Origin of the sequence: Ruminococcus flavefaciens AE3010, from assembly GCF_000526795.1 — a bacterium.
GTDB classification, from domain to species: Bacteria; Bacillota; Clostridia; order Oscillospirales; family Ruminococcaceae; genus Ruminococcus; species Ruminococcus flavefaciens_D.
In genome coordinates, this window is the sequence record NZ_JAGT01000001.1 from 1,701,636 (window position 1) to 1,722,783 (window position 21,148).

13 protein-coding genes and 1 pseudogene are annotated in these 21,148 nt (G+C 49.8%); 8 read left to right on the top strand and 6 right to left on the bottom strand.

Going from position 1 to position 21,148, the window contains the following annotated elements:
- Positions 1-429 precede the first annotated feature (429 nt).
- The 3 genes and pseudogenes from N774_RS0107355 to N774_RS0107365 all read left to right on the top strand — a co-directional run bounded on the left by N774_RS0107355 (position 430) and on the right by N774_RS0107365 (position 6,339).
- The gene (locus tag N774_RS0107355) at positions 430-2,286 is read left to right on the top strand and encodes a cellulase family glycosylhydrolase (protein WP_024860619.1); all 1,857 of its coding nucleotides are present in this window, start codon (positions 430-432) and stop codon (positions 2,284-2,286) included.
- Positions 2,287-2,370: 84 nt separating this feature from the next.
- Positions 2,371-3,933 (top strand): annotated as a pseudogene (locus N774_RS19790) (glycoside hydrolase family 5 protein); the annotation flags it as partial.
- Between the two features lie 1,083 nt (positions 3,934-5,016).
- The gene (locus N774_RS0107365; RefSeq protein WP_024860621.1) at positions 5,017-6,339 is read left to right on the top strand and encodes an ABC transporter substrate-binding protein; all 1,323 of its coding nucleotides are present in this window, start codon (positions 5,017-5,019) and stop codon (positions 6,337-6,339) included.
- A 481-nt stretch (positions 6,340-6,820) separates the two neighbouring features.
- On the opposite strand, the gene N774_RS18175 is transcribed toward N774_RS0107365, so the two are convergent.
- The 5 genes from N774_RS18175 to N774_RS0107395 all read right to left on the bottom strand — a co-directional run bounded on the left by N774_RS18175 (position 6,821) and on the right by N774_RS0107395 (position 13,262).
- On the bottom strand, positions 6,821-9,127 hold the full coding sequence (locus N774_RS18175) for a D-alanyl-D-alanine carboxypeptidase family protein (RefSeq protein ID WP_024860622.1): 2,307 nt from the start codon (positions 9,125-9,127) through the stop codon (positions 6,821-6,823).
- Positions 9,128-9,496: 369 nt separating this feature from the next.
- The gene (locus tag N774_RS0107380; RefSeq protein WP_024860623.1) at positions 9,497-10,852 is read right to left on the bottom strand and encodes a CdaR family protein; all 1,356 of its coding nucleotides are present in this window, start codon (positions 10,850-10,852) and stop codon (positions 9,497-9,499) included.
- A complete protein-coding gene (cdaA, locus tag N774_RS0107385; RefSeq protein ID WP_347496152.1) occupies positions 10,849-11,760 on the bottom strand; it encodes a diadenylate cyclase CdaA in 912 nt (303 codons plus the stop codon). The genes N774_RS0107380 and cdaA overlap by 4 nt, the downstream gene beginning before the upstream one ends.
- 142 nt (positions 11,761-11,902) lie before the next feature.
- On the bottom strand, positions 11,903-13,042 hold the full coding sequence (locus N774_RS0107390; protein ID WP_242836590.1) for an aminotransferase class V-fold PLP-dependent enzyme: 1,140 nt from the start codon (positions 13,040-13,042) through the stop codon (positions 11,903-11,905).
- Positions 13,026-13,262, bottom strand: coding sequence for a putative Se/S carrier-like protein (locus N774_RS0107395; RefSeq protein ID WP_024860626.1), 237 nt, complete (start codon positions 13,260-13,262; stop codon positions 13,026-13,028). The genes N774_RS0107390 and N774_RS0107395 overlap by 17 nt, the downstream gene beginning before the upstream one ends.
- Positions 13,263-13,741: 479 nt before the next feature.
- Between N774_RS0107395 and N774_RS0107400 the strand changes: the two genes are divergently transcribed.
- From N774_RS0107400 to N774_RS0107420, 5 genes are all read left to right on the top strand, one after another.
- On the top strand, positions 13,742-14,755 hold the full coding sequence (locus tag N774_RS0107400; RefSeq protein ID WP_024860627.1) for a M20/M25/M40 family metallo-hydrolase: 1,014 nt from the start codon (positions 13,742-13,744) through the stop codon (positions 14,753-14,755).
- Positions 14,755-15,774: a M42 family metallopeptidase gene (locus N774_RS0107405; protein WP_024860628.1), complete on the top strand. Its 1,020-nt coding sequence runs from the start codon at positions 14,755-14,757 to the stop codon at positions 15,772-15,774. The genes N774_RS0107400 and N774_RS0107405 overlap by 1 nt, the downstream gene beginning before the upstream one ends.
- Positions 15,771-16,568 (top strand): GNAT family N-acetyltransferase, encoded by a 798-nt coding sequence (locus N774_RS0107410; RefSeq protein ID WP_024860629.1) that lies wholly within the window; start codon positions 15,771-15,773, stop codon positions 16,566-16,568. Before N774_RS0107405 ends, N774_RS0107410 begins: the two co-directional genes overlap by 4 nt.
- A 163-nt stretch (positions 16,569-16,731) precedes the next feature.
- Positions 16,732-17,541, top strand: a complete 810-nt coding sequence (locus tag N774_RS0107415; RefSeq protein WP_024860630.1) for an amidohydrolase family protein — start codon at positions 16,732-16,734, stop codon at positions 17,539-17,541.
- A gap of 101 nt (positions 17,542-17,642) precedes the next feature.
- Positions 17,643-18,056, top strand: a complete 414-nt coding sequence (locus tag N774_RS0107420) for a peptide deformylase (protein ID WP_024860631.1) — start codon at positions 17,643-17,645, stop codon at positions 18,054-18,056.
- Between the two features lie 233 nt (positions 18,057-18,289).
- Here N774_RS0107420 and N774_RS0107425 read toward each other — a convergent pair whose 3' ends face one another.
- Positions 18,290-21,139: an insulinase family protein gene (locus tag N774_RS0107425; RefSeq protein WP_024860632.1), complete on the bottom strand. Its 2,850-nt coding sequence runs from the start codon at positions 21,137-21,139 to the stop codon at positions 18,290-18,292.
- Positions 21,140-21,148 lie beyond the last annotated feature (9 nt).

The window sequence follows — 21,148 nt, forward strand, 5'->3', positions numbered from 1 at the left end:
AAACACGGCAAATTCAATATTCACCACGCAGCGCTCCATTCGACTGTCCTCTTGGCTGCCACCTATCACCCATTTGACTGCACCCTCGGCGGTCCATTTGCTAACCTGTTTTTCGCCCCATTCTCAGCACCATGGGCTCTCTGTGCAAGCATAATTAGCTTTATCTCCGCGTCATCGGTTTGGTTTTTTTCAATTATAGCACTGCACAGGCAGGTTGTCAAGTATGTGTTGATTATTTTTTATTTTTAACTTTACTGCAAAACATATTTCATTTTCTGCATAAACAGCTGTAAAATGAGCCGAAACTCTTGACTTTTTTATGTCGAAATGCTACAATATAACTGATTATAGTATACTGGATAACTGTATACTATGACTCCGCCGAAAAAAACAAATCTGCGGAGAAAAATACGAGAGGGGTATTATAACATGAAAAAATTCACACGCACCGCTGCGGCGCTTATCTGCGCTGCCGCACTGACCGTTACGGGAGCAGCACCTTCCATTGGTCAGACAAAAAAACTGACAGCACAGGCTGTCGACACTAACAACGATGACTGGCTCCACGCAGAGGGAAGCCGTCTATACGACATGAACGGCAATGAGGTATGGCTCACGGGCGCTAACTGGTTCGGCTTCAACTGTTCCGAAAACTGCCCACACTACCTCTGGAGCGCCGATGCAGACGACTGTCTCACAGAGATAGCAGACCGCGGAATCAACATTATCCGCTTCCCTATCGCTACAGAGCTCATTGTCTCATGGATGGAAGGCACTCCAAATCCTGTAAGCAGCTTCTCTGCCAATGCAGACCCTGCCTACAAGATAAACGCCGACTTCTGCGAGGCTGACGGAAAGACTCCCGTTGACAGTATGCAGGTATTCGACATCATGATGAAGAAGTGCAAGGAGCACGGCATCAAGGCATTCATCGATATCCACAGCCCACACACCGACAACTCGGGTCATAACTACAATCTCTGGTACGGCAAGGCAGGAGTTACCACAAAGGTATGGATAGACTCGCTGGTATGGCTTGCCGACAAGTACAAGGACGATGATACTCTCATCGGCTACGACCTCAAGAACGAGCCTCACGGCAAGGGTCAGGAGGGCGACGAGGCTGCCAAGTGGGACGGCTCCAAGGACGAGAACAACTGGGCTTATGCAGCTACACAGTGTGCAGAAGCTATCCTTGACGTAAATCCCCACGCACTTATACTGGTCGAGGGCGTTGAGCAGTCACTCAGCGGTGCTCAGGCAGGCGACTACTGGGGCATGCCAGACAGAAAGGAAAATTCTCCATACATCGGCGCATGGTGGGGCGGTAACTTCCGCGGCGCAAGAGAATACCCCATCAAGCCAAAGCAGGGTACTTCACAGATAGTATATTCACCTCATGACTACGGTCCGTCAGTATACGAGCAGACATGGTTCCACCTCGATAAGAGCGCAACAGGCGCTGCTTTCGACACACAGTCTCTCCTCGATGAATACTGGTACGATACATGGGCATATATCAACGCTGAGGAGATCGGTCCCGAGCTCATCGGTGAGTGGGGCGGTCATATGAACAACGCCGCAAACCTCAAATGGATGACTCTCCTCCGCGACTACATGATAGATCACCACATCAACCACACCTTCTGGTGCCTCAACACCAACTCAGGTGATACAGGCGGACTCTGGGACAGCCTCGGCTTCACAGCAGCTACAGGTACCTCTATCGTATGGAACGAGGAGAAGTACAAGATGTTCGAGGAAGCTCTCTGGCAGACCAAAAGCGGTAAGTATATCGGTCTCGATCATCAGGTAGCACTGGGCAAGAACGGTATCTCACTGAACGACTTCTATGCAAATTATGCGGCTTCCGAGGGAAGCAACCTTGACGGCGGAAAGACCTCCAGCGGCAAGATCGTCAACGCCGATCCTTCCAAGACAACTACCACAACAAAGCCCGTAGTTACAACAACTACGACTTCAGGCTCAACATCAACATCTTCAAGCACTTCCACAACAACAGTAACAACTACTCCCGAGGTCAGTAATCGCACTTTCGGCGATGCTAACTGCGACGGTGCAGTTGATATGTCAGACGTTGTTCTCATAATGCAGTCTCTGGCTAACCCAAACAAGTACGGCATCAAGGGCAGCGACGCAAAGCACATGACCGATGAGGGTCAGAAGAATGCCGATGTTATCGGCAAGGACGGCGTTACTACAGACGACGCACTGACTATACAGCTCTATCTGCTTGGAAAATATACAAAGCTCCCCGTAGAGTGATGTGAACCAACGTATTTGACTGCGCAGCTTCAGGGTGCTGCGCAGCAAAAATAAATTTTATGAGAGGGAAATAAAATGAACAAGATCTTACGCTCAGTGGCAGCTGTTGCTGCCGCAGCAGCACTGACTGTCTCAGGCGCTGCTTACTATCCTGCAATGCCTTCCGCAGACACACTCAGCAAGGCCATGGCAGCCGACGGCGGCAACGATGACTGGCTCCACGCCAAGGGCAGCCGTCTCTACGACATGAACGGAAACGAAGTCTGGATCACAGGCGCTAACTGGTTCGGCTTCAACTGCTCAGAGAACTGCGCTCACGGTCTTTACGCACGAGACGTTGACGACATGCTCCAGAGCATCGCAGACCACGGTATCAATACTCTCCGTCTGCCAATATCATCAGAGCTCCTCGTATCGTGGATGGAGGGCTCACCAAATCCCGTAAGCTCCGTACAGGCTTCCTACACACCTCCCGTTGACGAGGTGGGTGAGGACGGCAAGGTAACTCCTGCGGGCTACTACACCAATATCAACAAGGACTTCGTTGAGTCTGACGGAAAGACTGTAAAGAACTCCATGGAGATCTTCGATATCATCATGCAGAAGTGCAAGAAGTACGGTATCAAGGCTTTCATCGACGTTCACAGCCCCGATGCAAACAACTCGGGTCATAACTATGAGCTCTGGTACGGCAAGGCAGGCGTTTCCACAAAGGTATGGATCGATTCGCTCACATGGCTTGCCAAGAAGTACGCAAACGATGATACTCTCATCGGCTACGACCTCAAGAACGAGCCTCACGGCAAGCGCGGCTACAAGGGCGATACCTGTCCTTCCGATATCGCAAAGTGGGACGGCTCCACAGACGAGAACAACTGGGCTTATGCAGCAAAGAAGTGCGCTGACTCTATCCTTGCAGTAAATCCCCACGCTCTTATCTTCATCGAGGGCGTTGAGCAGTACCCAATGACCGAAAAGGGCTATACATACGATACTCCCGATGTATGGGAGCCAAAGTCTGAGGAAGACAAGAAATGGCACGGCGCTTGGTGGGGCGGAAACCTCCGCGGCGTAAAGGACTACCCTGTAGTTCCCGAAAGCGGCACAAGCCAGATAGTATATTCACCTCACGATTACGGTCCGTCAGTATACGCTCAGACATGGTTCGACAAGGACTTCACAACACAGACTCTCCTTGACGACTACTGGTACGATACATGGGCTTACATCAATAAAGAGGACATCGCCCCCCTGCTTATCGGCGAGTGGGGCGGACATATGGACAAGGGCGCTAACCAGAAATGGATGGAGCTCCTCCGCGATTACATGATCGACAACCACATCAACCACACCTTCTGGTGCATCAACCCCAACTCAGGCGATACAGGCGGACTTCTCGACCCGACATTCATGAACTGGGACGACAACAAGTACAGCCTCTTTGAGAAGTCTCTCTGGCAGACAGATGCAGGCAAGTACATCGGTCTCGACCACCAGACAGCCCTCGGCAAGAACGGTCTTTCACTGAATGAGTTCTATTCATCAGGCGCAAAGAGCAACCTTGACGGCGGCAAGGCAGGCGGCGGCACTCCCGTTGTAGTTGACAAGACTACTGCAACTACCACAAAGCCTGTAACTACAACTACTACAACAAAGCCTACAGCAACTACCACAACAGTTACAACTACTGCTCCCGTAAAGACTGTCAAGTGCGAGCACTGCGGCAAGGAGATACCCGAATCAGAGGCTATCTACGGACCTCTCGGCTTCCCTGTGTGTCAGGAATGCTACGATAACGGCGTTTACATCGGCACATCTGCTCCTTTCCCGACAACAACAACAACGACTACCACAACTACTACAGCTACCACTACTGTAAAGGTCACTGCTCCTATCCCTACAACACATGAGACCTATGAGTTCAACAAGGTCATCTCATATCCTACAAAGACAAATTACAGGCAGGGCGAGGCTCTTGATCTTTCAGGTCTGAAATTCGACGGTGTTTCAAAGATCGACGCATCTCACCCAAATATGGAATACACCGATAAGAGCATCAGCGCCGTCAGCAGTGATAAGGAGCCTGTGACTATCACCGACGGAAGCGGCAAGAGCGTTCCCGAAAAGGAGTTCATCAAGCTTCCCGCAGGCGAATACACTGTAAATATAGACAGCAATGCAGGTAATTACTACTCCTATAACCTCTGCTACAATGTAAAGATATCCTTCAAGGTGACGATCAAGGCTGGCAGCACTGTAACAACTGCTCCGAATGAGGGAAATAAAACTACTACCACAACAACACTTCCCAATGCTCATACTGATGCAGCTGTATGGGGCGACGCTAACAACGACGGCGGTGTTGATATGGCAGACGTTGTTCTCATAATGCAGAGCCTTGCTAACCCCAATAAGTACGGTCTCAACGGCTCTGACAAGAACCACATAACAGCACAGGGCCTCAGCAATGCTTCTGTTGTCAATAAAAACAACAGCGTTACTACAGAGGACGCTCTCCAGATACAGCTCTTCCTTCTCGGAAAGCTTGACACAAAGGCTTCCAAATAAAAATATATCGGCACGGTCGATCCGTGCCGATTTTTTTGCACAAAATAAAGCATACAAATTTGTGGAACTCTACAAATCTGTATGCTTTTTCGTCTTTTTTGCCTTATGAAATCACTTACTTATAAAAGCAGTTGGACTTTTATATACGAAAGGAGTATTTTTATGAAAAAAATCATCGCTTTTACGCTTGCTTTCAGCCTTATGGCTCCCTTTTCCTGCGGTAAGAACAAGGACAGCAGTTCTGAGCCCGACGGGGATACTCAGCAGGATATGCTGACTGAGACTGAGCTGAAAGTCGCGCTCATAGACGGAGGCACAGGAAAATTAGAACCCTCTCTGGCTGAATTCGACACTGCCAATAAAGATATAACTCTGAATATCACTCATTATGAGAATACGGACACGAATTACTCAGAAGCCTTTAATCAGCTTTCAAGGGAAATGCTGTCAGGTGAAAGTCCTGATGTTATCATAGCCCCCTGCGAGGGCACAGTGAACTTGCAGAAAAGCGGTTATCTCGCCGACCTTACGCCATTTATCAATAGCTCGGATACGCTGAATATAACCGACCTGCTGCCTAATGTCCGCGAAGCTGTGGAGTGCAATGGCGCTATCCCGTATCTTTTCCCATGCTTTAACTACACTACATATACCGCAAGCGCCGACTTTATCAGCGGAGATAACGAAAACTGGAGTTTTGACAGGGCTATGGCTTTTTACGAGAGCTTAGAGGATAAAAAGAACTTTCCGCAAAGCGCGGATATGTGGCATTATTTTCTCAGGAAGGCAGGCTATAATGCCATTGACTTTGAAAAAAGCTCATGCGATTTCGACGGTGATTTCAAGAAAACATTGGATTTTCTCCTGCAATTCCCTATCGACCTGAAAAACGACATTGACTATAAATCGGAAGGGACAGACTATATGAACTCGCTGAATATAACTGGCATAAACGGTATAAATAAGTTTGCCGCTTCTGATATCTATGGACGGTTTAACGGAGCTCCCATGACATACGTGGGCTATCCCTCAGCGGATAATAACGGAGCTTATGTCAATATACCGCACCTGTGGGCTATCCCCGAATACAGCGTAAATAAAGACGCGGCATGGAGGCTGCTGGAAAACTACTTCCGCCAAAGCGAACAGAAGAAGATGTCAATTGAATACGTTTCGGGCGTACCTGTCACAGAAAGCGGCTTGCAGGCGCTTGCCTACGATACGCCAAGTGTTATAGGTATGTCAGTCCGCGGAAACTTAGCCCAATGGTTAGGTGGTGAAGAGTCTATGCAGATAAGTGACGAAGCAGTTGAAAAACTCCTTGACTATTCAAGGAACGTGAAAATTGACCTTAACTACGGCGACGAGCTGGACAGCATGATATCTAACGAATGGGCTGAGGTCATGCGCGGCAATATAAGCTCCGACGAGTGTGTGCAGAACTTAAATAATAAGGTGGGGCTGTACCTCAGTGAGCGAAGCTGACTATAAAAAGAAGAGGACCGCCGACACTTTTGCGCCGGCGGTCTTTCTTTTTCCGAAAGGTGTGTTCATGAAGCGGTGGTGTGCGGCACCGCTTTTTGATTCGCGTCGGGAGGTATTTCGACGCTGAATGAGAAACAATGAAGGTTTTTTCTTGTTTATTTCCTTTTCCCTTTTCTGACTATATTATACCCCCTTACGACAGGATTTGCAATAACAGAGCGATTTCGGTTTGAATACAGTTTGGATATGAAATGCTTACGGATAGTATCAGAGCGGTTACACAATTCTGACAATGATTACTGTAATATTTTTCTTTGTACCTTTTTTGCTTTTCTGCATAATATAATGTAAGCGGCATATGCGCTGCGTCGTCAGGAAGTGGAGTTGATCCCGTGAGCAGCTTCCCGACACATGACGGAGCTGCTGACGGCTGCTTTGATATAAAAAAGCTGCCGAATGACTTTATTCGGCAGCTTCGCTGTTAATTGTAGTATGATGTTATCCCAAGGTATTCCTCAAGGCACAGACCGCTGTTGTAAACTGCTGTGGCAGTCTCAACGCCTAAGTATCTGATATGCCAGGGCTCGTACTGGAAGCCTGTGATAGCTTCCTTGCCCTTGGGGTAGCGGATTATGAAGCCGTACTTGTGGGCGTTCTTCTCAAGCCATGCACACTCGGGAGTATTTGCAAACTCGGCACTGATAGAATTTACGTCGATGGCAAGTCCTGTCTGGTGCTCGGAGTGTCCCGGTCTTGCGGAATAGGTATCAGCTCTCAGTATACCGTCTATAGCAACATAATTGTTGTATATGGTCTCCTGATTCTCGTATGAGCGGTAGCCCGACGAGCAAACTATGCTCAGTCCGTGGAGAGCGGCGTCTTCAGAGAGCTTCTTGAACATCGCCATGGCGTTTTCATTGAGCCCTCCCCCTGCATTGAACTCCTTGGGGACGCTGTAGGTCTTGTTTACCACAAGGATACCGTCTACATATGTAGCGCCGTTACGGGTCATCATAAGGTGCTCAGCCGATGTGGTTGTGGTAACAGGAGGCTGTGGTGTTGTCGTTGCAGTCGTAGTAGTAGTTGTTGTTGACGTTGTTGTAGTCGTTGTGGTAGTTGTAGTGGTCGTTGTTAATGTAGTAGTTGTCGATGTGGCAACAGGCTTATTGTGAACAGTTACCTTTACCTCAGCTTTTACGTTTGTATTGGACTGGCTGTAGACCGTTATGGTACACTTGCCTGCCGATACAGCGTAAATATTTCCGAACTTATCCACCTTGGCAATGGTGTTGTCAGAGCTTATCCACAGCTCGGACTTGTCAGGTGCTGTCTCGGGGTACATTGTTACATAGGAAATACCGAGAGTACCTACAAGAAGATCAAGCTCATAATCGGTAAGCTCTATTCTCTGTACCTGATTTGGGTCAGTGACAGTTACTTTTACGGAAGCATGAACATCGGGATTTGAGCGGCTGTATACAGTCACGGTGCAGGTTCCGGGAGCAATGCCCTTTATCAGACCCTCTTCGTCAACTGTAGCGATACTCTCATCAGAGCTTATCCAAACCTCTCCCTTATTGGGAGCATTGGCAGGCACCATGCTTACCATTGATATGCCCTCGCCGCCTACAGGCATGGACAATTCCGTCTTACTGAGCTTTATCTCCCTGACCTTGTTGGGGTCAATTACAGTTATCTTTATTTCGCCGCTTACCAGAGGATTGTTTACGCTCTGCACCTTTACTATGCAGGTTCCCTCACCCACAGGGCTTATCCATCCCTCATAGTTTACTGTAGCCACGTTCTCATCTGAGCTTGTCCATATCTCCCTTTTATCCGTTGCTGTTGCAGGGAGCATAGTTACCATGGAGATGTCTCCGTCGCCGCCCACCTTGAGCTCTATCTCTGACTTGCTCAGCTTTATCTCTGACACCTTTTTGGGGTCGGCGGGTTCAGTGGTGGTTGTGGAAGTAACGGTCACAGTTGTGGTAGTTGTTGTAGGAGCAACCGTTGTAGTAGTCGTTATGGGAGCAGCTGTTGTGGTAGTTGTCGTAGGAGCAGCTGTTGTAGTAGTCGTTGTGGGAGCAGCTGTTGTAGTAGTCGTTGTGGGAGCAGCTGTTGTGGTGGTCGTTGTGGGAGCAGCTGTTGTTGTAGTCGTTGTAGGTGCTACTGTTGTGGTAGTTGTAATAGGATTGGTTATGGGAATAGGCTTTGTAGTAGTTACTGCCGTGGTGGTCGATGAATAGGTGATAGGGATCATCTTTGTAGTTGTAGCTGTTGAAGTTGCAGTTACCGATGTTGTTGTCAAGGCTGCTGTTGTGGTAGCGGTCGATGTGCCTCCATGGATCTTCAGCTCTTCCATAGCCTTGTCAGGCTCTTTCAGATAGTCCTCAAGGGAACGCCTGCCCTTTATCGCCCGATAAGCATAGTATGATAAGATGTTTGAAGCATCAACTGCATTAACCTTTTCATTCTTATCAACATCGGCTGCAACGATCTGAGCTGCCGAAAGTCCGCTTTCCTTGCCTGACGAGAGATTGGCATAGGCAGTCAGCACTGTGGACGCGTCGGTGGCGTCGATGCTCTCGTCGCCGTTAAGGTCTCCGAGCTTTATCGTTACAACAGATTCAGACGGAGTTTCAGCAGGAGCAGTTGCAGTATTGTCGTTGGCGGAGACAGTGGTGCTTCTCGCTGACAAAATGCCTTCCCCACTGGCGTTCACAGAGGTGAACGCTCCCGCACAAAGGGCAAATGACAGCACAGATGCTATGATTCTCTTTGCTTTCATTTTTTTCTCCTTCTTTATTTGCTTCCGTCCTCACATTCCTCTTCAACGGTCGGAGCGGAAAGCATAATCGGCTGCATTGCGGCTGAAAGCGGTTATTTATGTAGCTTTTTCGCACAAATTATTAACAATACAGCTATAAAATCATAGATATAATTATATCATAAACTATCCAAAAATAAAAGACATTCAGAAAAAAAATACAGTAATTTGTCGTATTTTCGTAGTTTTACATAAAAAAGAGTCTTTCGGACAGGGACACATCTTAGACATTGTGCAAGTTTTTGACCTAAATACGTTGTTTCGGGCGTGCAACGACCTGTATCTGTACATAAAAAAATCCGCTGTACAATCTGCACAGCGGATATATATTTAATTTGTACCTGATGACGAACTGCTCGAGGTGGTCGACTGCTTTGCAGCGCTGTCCTTGAGAGTTTTCACTATATTTACCTTTGGAGCGTCCGTACACCATACGTTTTTATGGGTCTTGCACGATACAAAGACATCATATCTGAACTGGTCGGGATTTCTGGAGGTGTCCTCACCAAGCAGGTTGACTTCCGCGTCAAGGTCTGCCGCAGTGATGTCATTTATAACATCGGCAGGACCAACCAGCTTGACCGTAAGCTTCTCGGTGACTATTGAATACGAATATCCGTCGCTTGGCACATGGAGCAGTCCCACGTTTGCACCAAGCAGAGTAACCTCCTTGGACGCAAGTCCCGCATCATTGAGGGTAACGTTAACAGTCTCGTTGCCCGAAACATTTATGACGTTCTTTGCCGACAGCATATTATCTATGCTGAAATCCTTTGAGAAGCCTATATCAAGAGTACTCAGTGCTATAGGTATGGACAGCGGATCATCTGAGAGACTTACATTAGGAGAACCCGAAGCGATCGTAAGCTCAGACGGGGTGATACTGAAATCAAGGCTGTCCTTATCAAAGTTGGAGTTCGACGGCAGAGTCAGGACTACCTTGAAAGGTACGGTTTTCTGCGTAAGCACGGGTATGCTGATATTAACGGTAGCAGGATCCGAGGTGATAAACGTGGAATCGACGATATTTCCGTCAGCATCAACGAACTCCAGTCTTTCACTGTTAAGACCTGTATAGCTGGTCTCAAGGTTTTTGAGCACCTTGTCGGAGACCGCATAGCACTCGGCTATGGTAGCAAGCTTTGCAGACGGACCCTTGAGGGTGATCTCCTCGGGCTCGCACTTTATATCGCCGAATGTCTTGCCCTCTGCAAGTGTGACATTATCTACCCTCGGCTTTACGGTTATGGTCTTGAACTCAAACTTATTGAGCTCCACCTCAACAGTCTCGGGATATACCTTTTTGTTGGACAGCTCCGCGCCGTTGGTAGACTCGACCTTAATGGTAAGAGTCTTTTTGCCCTCGGTAGTAATGTTGTCAAAGTCAACATAGGCTTCAAGGGTCTCGGCGTTTATGCGGCTGTAATCGGTACGGCTGCAGTCAAAGCTGACGCTTACCTTATCCACGTTGCAGTTTGTGACGGAAAGTCCGCTTTCTGCCGCAGACGAGCCTGCTATATCCACTTTGAGGGGGATATTGTTTATAGTCTTGGATTCCGACGGATACAGAGTCATTGCAACTATGAACCATGCCGCAACAGCGCATATTATAGCTATGAGCAGCAGTGTCGCATTGTTTTTGGTCTCTGTGATGCCGTGTTTTTTGTTATCATTGAATGTATTCATTTTTTCTTCCTCCTTTCGGAGCGGGAAGAAAAAAGCTTCTTTCTGCCGATAGATATTTCAGTCTTATCTTTGAAGAGCTGTTCTTCAAGAAGAGCTTTCAGCTTATCACGGGTATAGTCTCTTGTGAGAGTGCCGTTCAGCGCAACCGAGATCTGTCCTGTTTCCTCTGATACGACTATAACTATAGCGTCGGAGTTTTCGCTCATTCCTATGGCAGCTCTGTGACGTGAGCCCAGCTTCTTATTGATGAGGGCGTCCTTTGCAGGCTTGGGCAGGAAGCAGGCAGCCGCAAGGATGATGCCGTCACGCATTATAACAGCTCCGTCATGGAGCGGTGTTTTCGGATAGAATATATTGCCGAACACCTCTTTGCTCGGCGTAGCGTTAAGGATAGTACCTGTCTCGATCTGCTCACCCAGTCTTACCTGACGCTCAACTACTATGAGAGCGCCTGTAAAGGTCGCCGACAGCTCCACGCAGGAATCACATATAGCCTCGATAGCGGGGTTCCAGCGCTGCTTGACCTCGTCGTTATCCTGTCCCAGACCGAAAAGGTGTATACCGAACTTGGTACGTCCTGCTTTTTCAAGAGCTCTTCTCAGCTCGGGCTGGAAGAGTACTATCATTGCCAGAACGCCCATGCTCAGGGTCTTTTCCAGCAGATAGCTGACCACCTTCAGTTCAAGGTATTTACTGATGAAATAGCCTGCAACAAGAAGAATGATACCCTTTACAAGCTGACCTGCACGGGTCTCGCGGATAAGCTTCAGGAGCAGGTAGATAACATATGTAAGAATAACAACGTCGATGACGTCCGTAAACTTGAAGGTACTGATGACACTGAGAAAAGCGTCCAGTATCTCCTGTGGAGAGGAGTCGAACAACTTATGCGGAGTAGAAATGAACAAATAAACACCCCCTTGGGGAATTACACATATTTATTATCTGTTAGTTATCTATGTAAGTATGAGGACAGGGTGTCCTCATAGCTGACTGCACAATACTGCATACTATTATTGTACCACAAATTCTGATAATTTCAATAGTTTTTTAAGAATTTTGTAAATTTTTCAATATCTTAACAAAATATACAAGTTTCATTACCTCCGCCTCGGTATTGAATGCTGAGGGAGCAAAACGTACCGTGCCGCCTTTGGTGCCCAGTGCTGCGTGAGCAAGAGCAGCACAGTGATACCCCGCACGGAGGCAGAAGCCGTTTTCGCTCAGATACGCCGCAGCGTCCTCGGAGCTTATATCTCCCACGTTGAAGGACACTATGGGAGCATACTCCCCATCACAGTCACGGCAGACCTTAACGCCGTCTATGGCGGCAAGCTCCGAAATGAATCTGCGGCAGAGCCTCTCCTCATGGGCGCGGATATTGTCCATACCGCGGCTTTTTATGAAGCGTATGCCCTCTCCCACTGTAACGGCTCCGATTATATTGGGAGTACCGCTTTCAAGGCTGTCGGGAAGAAGCTCGGGCTGAAAAAGGCTGAGAGAAGCACTGCCTGTTCCACCCTGTATTATGGGAGCTATGGTATATTTCCCGTCAGTGACGAGAAGTCCCGTGCCCGTTATGCCGTAAAGCCCCTTGTGCCCTGCGGTACAGAGTATATTTATGCCGTGGGACAGCTTTATATCATAAATGCCGCAGACCTGAGCTCCGTCTGCGATAAAACATATATCATGCACGCGGCAGAGCTCCCCTATCTCGCGGTATGGCAGGAGCTGTCCCGTGACGTTGCTTGCAAGAGTGCATACCACCGCCCTTGTGTCGCTGCGTATCAGCCTGCGGAAGCTCTCCACGGTACGCTCCTTATCCGCGAATACCTCTGCTACAGACATAGTCACCTGTTTTTTCAGCGCAAGAGCCACAGCAGGTCGGGCGGCGGAGTTATGCTCCATACTGCTTATTATAATATGCCCGCCATCTGCCATGACGCCCTGTATCGCCATATTCAGCGCATGGGTGCAGTTCAGCGTGAACACAGTATTCTCAGGCTCTGCACCGAAAAAGTCCGCCGCTGTTTCACGGGCGCTGTAATACGCCTCGGAAGTGCGCATGGCAAGCTGATGCCCGCCTCTGCCTGCATTCCCGCCGAAGTTCATTATTGCATCGGCAGCCGCCCTGCGGACGCTCAGCGGCTTGGGATAGGTGGTGGCGGCGTTGTCAAAGTTTATCATCATCGGCAGCACCGTCCATTCTTATGGTATAGGGTACGGAATAGCTGTCAAGTATCTCGGCTGCCCTGCCGCAGCGGTCTCCCACATGCAGCGAGAAGCCGCAGCCGTTCTCGGAGTCCCTGCCGCGGCGCTTTATAACACTTGGATAACCGCGCTGTCTCAGCAGCCGCTGTCCCTTGACAGCGTATGTGTAGGACGGCATATCGAATATACAGTTCGTCAAAAGTATCCCCCCTGACTGCATCAGTCTGCGCAGTCAGCAATATGCGGTACACTTCATTATATGATTTTGTGAGTTTTTAGTGATTAGAAAGCAGGTTTGTAGGGGCTGCCTTTGGCAGTCCGCCAATTGAGAATTGAGAATGAAGAATTGAAAATGTAGGGACGGCGTTCCGCCGCCTGTGTATGCCGTTTCACACAATTACGATATATCAATGCAGCCATGTAGGGGCGCCCTTTGGGCGTCCGCAGGTTCCAATGAAATTAAGACGAACTGCCAAAGGCTGCTCCTACAGTGTGTCATTTGGAATTTTACGGTTATTGGCGGGACGTCGAGGACGCCGTCCCCTACAGTATGGCATTTAGAGTTTTACGGTTATTGGCGGGCGGATAATATCTGCCCCTACTTAGCTCTTAGCTCTTGAAATACGCTCTGATATCTGTTATAATATAATGTGACGCTTTTATGAAAGGAACTTCCATATGGATATCAGATCGACCGTCGTTTCTCTCTCAGAGGTCTCGGGAGCTTCGGGCAGCGAATCAAAGGCTGCACAGCTTGCACTGTCAATGCTTCGCGGATACTGTCCCGACGCTGAGATAATAAACGGCAATGTTATTGGTAAATTCGGCACTCACAAAGAGGGACTCCCCTCGCTGGTGCTCGACGCACATATAGACCAGATAGGCTTTGCTGTCACATACATCACCGACGAGGGCTTCATCAAGGTGGGCAATGTAGGCGGCATTGACCGCAGACTTCTCCCCGCACAGCCCGTAGTGGTACACGGCAGCCGCGACATAAAGGGCGTGATATGCTCTGTACCGCCCCACCTTACCAACGGCGGCAGCGAAGTCCTTGAAATGGACGATGTTGCCATTGATACGGGACTTACAAAGGCTGAGCTCGAACCCCTTGTGGCTCTGGGAGACTCCGTGACCTTTGACGTGACCTGCCGCGACCTCATAGGCAGCCGTATAACATGCGGAGCTCTCGACGACCGCTGCGGAGTAGCTTCCATTCTCTATGCTCTGGAGCTTCTCAGAGACAGCGCCCCTGCCTATAACGTCACCGTTATCTTCTCCACTCAGGAAGAAGTTGGCGAGCGCGGCGCTAAGATTGGCGCTTTCGCCGTTGACCCCGATATAGCTCTGGCTGTGGACGTAAGCTTTGCATACGCTATAGGCGAGGAGGAGAGCAAGTGCGGCTATCTGGGAAAGGGTCCCATGATAGGCATTTCACCCTCACTTTCCCGCGAGATAAGCGACGGGCTTTTTGCAGCTGCCCAAAAGTCTGATATCCCCTGTCAGACAGAGGTAATGACAGGCATGACAGGCACAAATGCAGACAGATACTCCGTGAACCGCTGCGGCGCTAAGACCTGTACCGTGTCCATTCCCCTGCGCAATATGCACACTCCCGTTGAGGTCATAGACCTTAACGATGTGGAGCTCACCGCAAAGCTTTTAGCTGCATACATAAGGGGGGACAAGTAATGAAAGAACTGCTCAAAGAACTGTGTCTCACCGATAGCGTTTCGGGCGACGAAAATGCTGTCCGTGAGCTTATAATAAGTAAGATAAAGGACGTCTGCGAATACTATGTAGACAACTTAGGAAGCATTATCTGCTTCAAAAAGGGCAGAAAAACCCCAGAGAAAAAGCTGATGATATGCGCTCACATGGACGAGGTGGGCTTCATGGTGACTTATATCCGCGGCGACGGCACTCTCAGCTTCGGAAATGTAGGGGGCATCGATCCGTCCGTAGTCATCGGCAGACAGGTGCGCGTGGGAAAGAGCCGTATCAGCGGCGTTGTAGGCTCTACAGCCGTCCATAACCTCACCAAGGAGCAGCGAGAGAAGGCTCCCAAGAACGACAGCCTTTACATAGACATCGGAGCTGCCGACAAGGCAGAAGCCGAGAAGTACGTATCTCTCGGGGACTGCGCATATTTTGACTCGGAGTTCACAGAGCTGGGCGATAAGCGCATAAAGTCTAAAGCTATCGACGACCGTGCAGGCTGTGCCATGATGATAGAGCTTCTCCATGAGGAGCTTGAATACGATACATACTTTGTGTTCAACGTACAGGAGGAAATAGGTCTCCGCGGCTCAACAGCCTCCGCATTTGCAGTTGCTCCCGACTATGCCATAGTCCTTGAATCCACAACAGCAGCCGATATCGACGGCGCATGCGGTGCAAAGCGCGTATGTGAGCTGGGAGGCGGTCCCGTGGTATCCTTTATGGACAGGCATACCATCTACGACAAGGAGCTCTACAGCCTTGCCTTTGATATCGCAAAGGAACAGGGCTTCCCCTGTCAGACCAAGACCATGATAGCAGGAGGCAACGACGCGGGAGCTATCCATATCAGCGGCAAGGGAGTCCGCACCATAGCCGTTTCCCTGCCATGCAGGTATCTGCACTCTCCCTCGTCGGTGATAGAATACGCCGACATGGAGAACTCATACAAACTGGTAAGAACTCTCATCGGAAGGATACATGAGATATGATAACACTTATCGAACACGAGCACGAGCTTGACCGCGTACTGCTCAACAAGACCCTGTCGGGCAAGAAGATGCTGGCGTATATGCGAGCCTACGGACCCAACTATGAATTCTGCCGCTTCTACAAGATAACCGACGAAACAGGCATAGGCTTCATGTTCATCATAAACTCCACCCTTATCATATGCGGAGACGGTGATTTAGAGCCCAACGAGGAGATAGACCTCTTCGTCAGCATGAACGTCCCCTTCCGTATCGAGGGCGACCAAAAGATACTGGAGGGCATAAAGATACCCGAGCGCTATCAGGTGCTGAACCGTACCATATTCGAGCTTATCCCCGATGATACGCCCCTTGAGGCTATCGAGGAGCATGTTGAGTTCAACCCCAATCTCCCCGACGTATACAAGATACTCAGCGAGGGCTTCCCCAATATCGCGGATTTCTCACTGTGGTACACCGACACCTCACACCGCTGCCGCCACGGCATAAGCCGCGTGTTCACCTACCGCAACTCCACAACGGCTTCGGCTGTATTCGATATCGGCAGCACAGTCCTCATCGGACAGGTGGCTACCAATAAGGCTGCCCGCGGTCGGGGCTACGCAAGGGAGTTCCTGAAATGGCTTGCCAAGTTCTTCAACGGACTGGGAAAACGGGCGTACCTCCTTGCTCTGGACGTCCGCGTGAGCTTCTATCAGGAGATAGGCTTCCGTATCGCAGGACGTGAGATAGTCCTTGAACGTATCGACGTCAAGAAGGACAGTGCTGCAAAGGGACGCCTTGAAGAAAAATAACCGAGCGCGGACAGCTCCATGCCCGATTATATAAATTTCTTATTACACATAAAAAGGCGGAAATTCACCGAAAAAGCTCTGTTACAGTCAGTAAACAGCGCCTTGACTTTTATTGGCAGATAGGGTATAATGTTCATTGAATTTGTAATTAGGAGATGTATATATGAACCCCGAGGTCTATGGAAAATATGAGATAATCGACGCTCATGCCCATATCTTCCCTCACAAGATAGCCGAAACGGCTACAGAAAGCATCGGTCATTTCTATGAGATGCCCATGAACAACTGCGGTCTGACAGACAAGCTTCTGGAAGCAGGCAGCAAGATAGGAGTATCAAAGTACCTTGTGTGCTCCACTGCCACTACTCCCCGACAGATAGACGCTATAAATACATTTATCGCAAAGAAGTGCGATCAGCACGAATGCTTCTACGGCTTCGGAACTACCCATGCGGATTCCGAAAATATCGAAGCCGACATTGAGCAGATAAAGAGATTCGGGCTCCACGGAGTAAAGCTCCACCCCGATTTCCAGAAGTTCAACGCGGATTCACCCGAGGCGTTCAAGATATACGAGCAGATAGAGGGACAGCTGCCCCTGCTCATACACTGCGGCGACGCAAGATACGATTACTCTGCGCCTCAGCGCATAAAGAATATCCACGATAACTTCCCCAAGCTACAGCTCATGGCAGCACATCTGGGCGGCTATCAGCAGTGGGAATCGGCAGAGGAATTACTGGCAGGTCTTGACAATGTAAGATTCGATTTCAGCAGTTCCCTTGCATTCCTCACTCCCGAAAGAGCCGCACATATCATACGCAGGTACGGTATCGAGAACTGCTTCTTCGGCTCGGACTTCCCCATGTGGAGCCACGAGGACGAGCTGACACGCTTCCTGGCGCTGGGCTTTACCGAGGAAGAGAATCAGAAGATGCTTGCCACGAACTTCAAGGAGTTTCTTGGGCTTTGAGTCAATTCATAATGTATAATGCATAATTGTAGGGGCGCCGTTTCGGCGCCCGTGCTCATTATATCAAAGCTAAATAATCATTTATCAGAAAGGAATCTATTATGGTAAAAGACATAGTAAAGGACGAAGCCGTTCTCAGTATAAAGTCCGAGCCTGCCACAAAAGCCGATATGCAGGTGGTGCGCGACCTTCTGGACACCGTAAAAGCCAACGAGGAGCGCTGCGTGGGCATGGCCGCCAATATGATAGGAGTCCACAAGACCATACTTGTTGCCCTTATCCGGGACGAGTACATCGCCATGATAAATCCCAAGATAGTGGACAAGTCCAAGGAGACCTACGACACCGAGGAGGGCTGCCTGTCTCTCAGCGGAGTCCGTCCCGTCACACGCCACCGCATAATCACCGTGGAGTACATGGATAAGAAGTTCAAACGACGCCGCGATATATTCCGCGATTTTGAGGCTGAGATAATACAGCACGAGATAGACCATTTCAGCGGTATCATAATATAAAAATTTCCCGAAGCCAAAACGACTTCGGGATTTTCTTTTAGTATTCAATGTGACTTGCGGACTGCCAAAGGCAGCCCCTACAATTCCTAATTCCGCATTCCGAATTACGAATTAATCCAACCGCCCCTACATGGGTCATTTATAGTTCATTCATAAGGCACGGGCGCCGAAACGGCGCCCCTACAATTATTCTACTTTCTACTCTCTACTCACTACTCACTGGCGGAACGCCATCACGCAAGTGTGTCCAATGTAAGGTCAAGTCCCTCCATTGCTGCTTCTGTTCCCATTACACACACGTTTCCGTAGCTCCTCAGTGTCTCTGCTGCCTCGCGGAGCTGCTCTGCGGTAACGGCAAGCATACGCTTTTTCTCAGCTCCTCGCTCCTCGTCTGTGATACCTCTGAACCACAGTCCGTCAGCCTTTGCGCTCCTGTTGCCGTCGGACATCAGGGGCTCCTCCTTGGCGATAGTGCTGATGATATACTGTGTGATATCGGGAGCTCCGCCGCAGTAATCCGCAATGAAGTCAGCTGACTTCCTGTATGTCTCTATACTTGCCGCAGGAGACGGGTCACGGTATGAGAAGAAAGCCTGCTCCTCAGATGCGGTTATGACTGCTCCCGTACCGTAGGCGCCGCCCTTGATGCGGACCTCGTTCCAGAGGTATTCAAGGGACAGAGCACGGAAAAGCACCTTTCGTACTGCCGTATCTGCGGAATTATCAGGGAATGCCATAGCGGAATAGGACACTCCAGATGGTATGATTATCCCCTGCTTTTCGGGAATTTCCAGCTTGAAGCTCATATCGCTCCGGGCTGCCGCAGTACCCTCGGGAAGAGTCTCAAGCAGCAGCTTTATGTCAGCATTTCCCGTAACACTTGCGATCAGACGTGCTGTACATATTATCCTGCTGCTGAGAGCCTTTATCTCCTCCGCAAGCTTCTCGGGAGCCTTTATTGCTTCGTGGAGCCGTTTATAGCCCTCATAGCCCGACACAAGCTCGTTCACTGCGGACTCCGCAGAAAGAGCTCCGCGGACACGCATCATTGAGTAAGTGTGACCGTTGGCGATTATGCTCTGCTTGTAGTTCTCGTCGGTCTGCTTCAAAAGCTCCGTAACTGCTGATATATCGCTGAAATCAGTCTCCATGAGTATCTCTGCAATAAGTGCAAGAGCTTCATCGGTATTCTTTTCGAGGAAACGCGCCTTTACTGAAAAGTAGGAACTGCATTTTTCGGGCTCTCCGCTCTTTGAGAACACATCGACACCGTAGTTTATGCTGCCCAGCAGTCCTGTTATCCTGCGCTGTAAGTCGGCTGCGGAGCTTCTTTTTGTGGGGAGCTCGCCGAACAGCTCGGAAGCCGCCGCTGCTGCCGAGAGCTGTGTCTCATTGCAGTCTGCAAGGGAGAAATACAGGTTCAGTACCGAAATCCCGCTGTCCTGAGCAGTATGCTTCAGAACGGTAACGCCGTTCATCTCGGTCACCTCTGTGTCATAGCGCAGGGGCTCGGGACTTACCTCTGAAAGGGCAAGATGAGGCATTGTAGCAAGCTGCTCGGGAGTATCCACGGACTGCTGCCACTCATCGAGCTGCCTGTTCTGCTCGACTATGACGGAGCGCTCCTCGCAGGAAAGTCCGTCAACTATAGCCGCAAGGCGCTTTTTCTCGGCAGTCTTCTGCTCCTCGCCGTAGGTGCGGGACGGCAGCAGATAGACCTCTGCCCTGGCGCTGTCATCAAGGAGCCATTCTCTCAGGAGCTCCTCAAAATAGCCGCTGTCCACCTTGCTGCGGAGAGAATCGTAGACCTCCCCAAGTTCAAGGTAATGAAGAGGGTCGCCGCCGTAGAGCCACGCTGAGAGTGCGGAAATATTACGGGTAAGACCTCTGGGCTCGCCCCCTGCACGGAAACGGAATTCAAGACGGTTGAGGGCAGCTGTCAGCAGCTCACGGTCAATGCCCTTGTCACAGAGCTCCGAAACTGCCGTCTTTACAGTCTCTTTCAGCTTTTCGCAGTTTTCCTCGTCGGTGTTGTTTATATAGAGGCAGCCAAAGGGCTGTAATATACCGTCGCTGACGTCAAGGGACACATCAAGACACAGCCCCGTGTCAAGGAGAGCGCGTTTCAGAGGAGCGTCATTGCTGCCCGTGAGAGCTTCCCCAAGGACTGACGCCGCAGTTATCTTCTCGCGCTCCTGCCAGTCGCCCAGAACCTTGCCCATAACAAGGTATGTATGACCCGCCTCTTCCTCGTCGGGAGTTATCTCATAAAAGCACTTCTTCACCGCAGGGGCGACGGGCTTCTGAGCAGGTACTTCGCTGCTGACCTCACGCTTGTCGAAGCGGCTGAGGTACTCGCTGTCAATGAGCTCCAGCACAGCGTCGATATCCACAGGTCCGTCAAGGTATATGTAAGCGTTGGAGGGGTGATAGTAGGTGCGGTGTCCATTGACGAACTGCTCATTTGTAAGGTCGGTTATATACTCGGGAAGTCCGCCTGCCTCAAAGCGATAGCAGGTATCGGGGAAGAGGACTGCCATCATCTCGGTCTCCATTCGGCTGTATACCGAGGAAAGAGCTCCTTTCATCTCGTTGAACACCACGCCCTTGTAAACAGGCTCGTCGGACTCGCTGCGCATTTCGATATGCCAGCCCTCCTGACGGAAGATATTGGGATTGTAGTATATGGCAGGGTCAAAGACCGCGTCGAGATACACTCTTGTAAGGTTCATGAAATCCGCGTCGTTGCGGCTCGAAACGGGAAATACCGTCTTGTCGGGATAGGTCATGGCGTTGAGGAAGGTATTCATGGTACCCTTCATCAGCTCCAGAAAGGGCTCCTTTACGGGGTACTTCTTTGAGCCGCCGAGGACGGAGTGCTCTAAGATATGGAAAATTCCCGTATCATCGCTGGGCGGAGTCCTGAAAGCTATGGAGAAAAGCTTGTTCTCGCCGCTGTTTTTCAGCCATACAAGCTGTGCTCCCGTCCTTTCGTGGCGCATTTCTATGAGCTCCGAGCCGCTGTTCGGTGCGGGAGCTGTTCTTGTAACGGCAAAGCCGTGTATCTTATCATTCACTTTCATGGTGAACCT

Excerpts from the sequence above, each read along its gene's own strand:
- N774_RS0107415 (WP_024860630.1), top strand. The coding sequence starts at position 16,732 with ATGAACCCCGAGGTCTATGGAAAATATGAGATAATCGACGCTCATGCC.
- N774_RS0107400 (WP_024860627.1), top strand. The coding sequence starts at position 13,742 with ATGGATATCAGATCGACCGTCGTTTCTCTCTCAGAGGTCTCGGGAGCT.
- N774_RS0107390 (WP_242836590.1), bottom strand. The coding sequence starts at position 13,042 with ATGATGATAAACTTTGACAACGCCGCCACCACCTATCCCAAGCCGCTG.
- N774_RS0107380 (WP_024860623.1), bottom strand. The coding sequence starts at position 10,852 with ATGAATACATTCAATGATAACAAAAAACACGGCATCACAGAGACCAAA.
- N774_RS0107410 (WP_024860629.1), top strand. The coding sequence starts at position 15,771 with ATGATAACACTTATCGAACACGAGCACGAGCTTGACCGCGTACTGCTC.
- N774_RS0107365 (WP_024860621.1), top strand. The coding sequence starts at position 5,017 with ATGAAAAAAATCATCGCTTTTACGCTTGCTTTCAGCCTTATGGCTCCC.
- N774_RS0107425 (WP_024860632.1), bottom strand. The coding sequence starts at position 21,139 with ATGAAAGTGAATGATAAGATACACGGCTTTGCCGTTACAAGAACAGCT.
- N774_RS0107405 (WP_024860628.1), top strand. The coding sequence starts at position 14,755 with ATGAAAGAACTGCTCAAAGAACTGTGTCTCACCGATAGCGTTTCGGGC.
- N774_RS18175 (WP_024860622.1), bottom strand. The coding sequence starts at position 9,127 with ATGAAAGCAAAGAGAATCATAGCATCTGTGCTGTCATTTGCCCTTTGT.
- N774_RS0107355 (WP_024860619.1), top strand. The coding sequence starts at position 430 with ATGAAAAAATTCACACGCACCGCTGCGGCGCTTATCTGCGCTGCCGCA.
- N774_RS0107420 (WP_024860631.1), top strand. The coding sequence starts at position 17,643 with ATGGTAAAAGACATAGTAAAGGACGAAGCCGTTCTCAGTATAAAGTCC.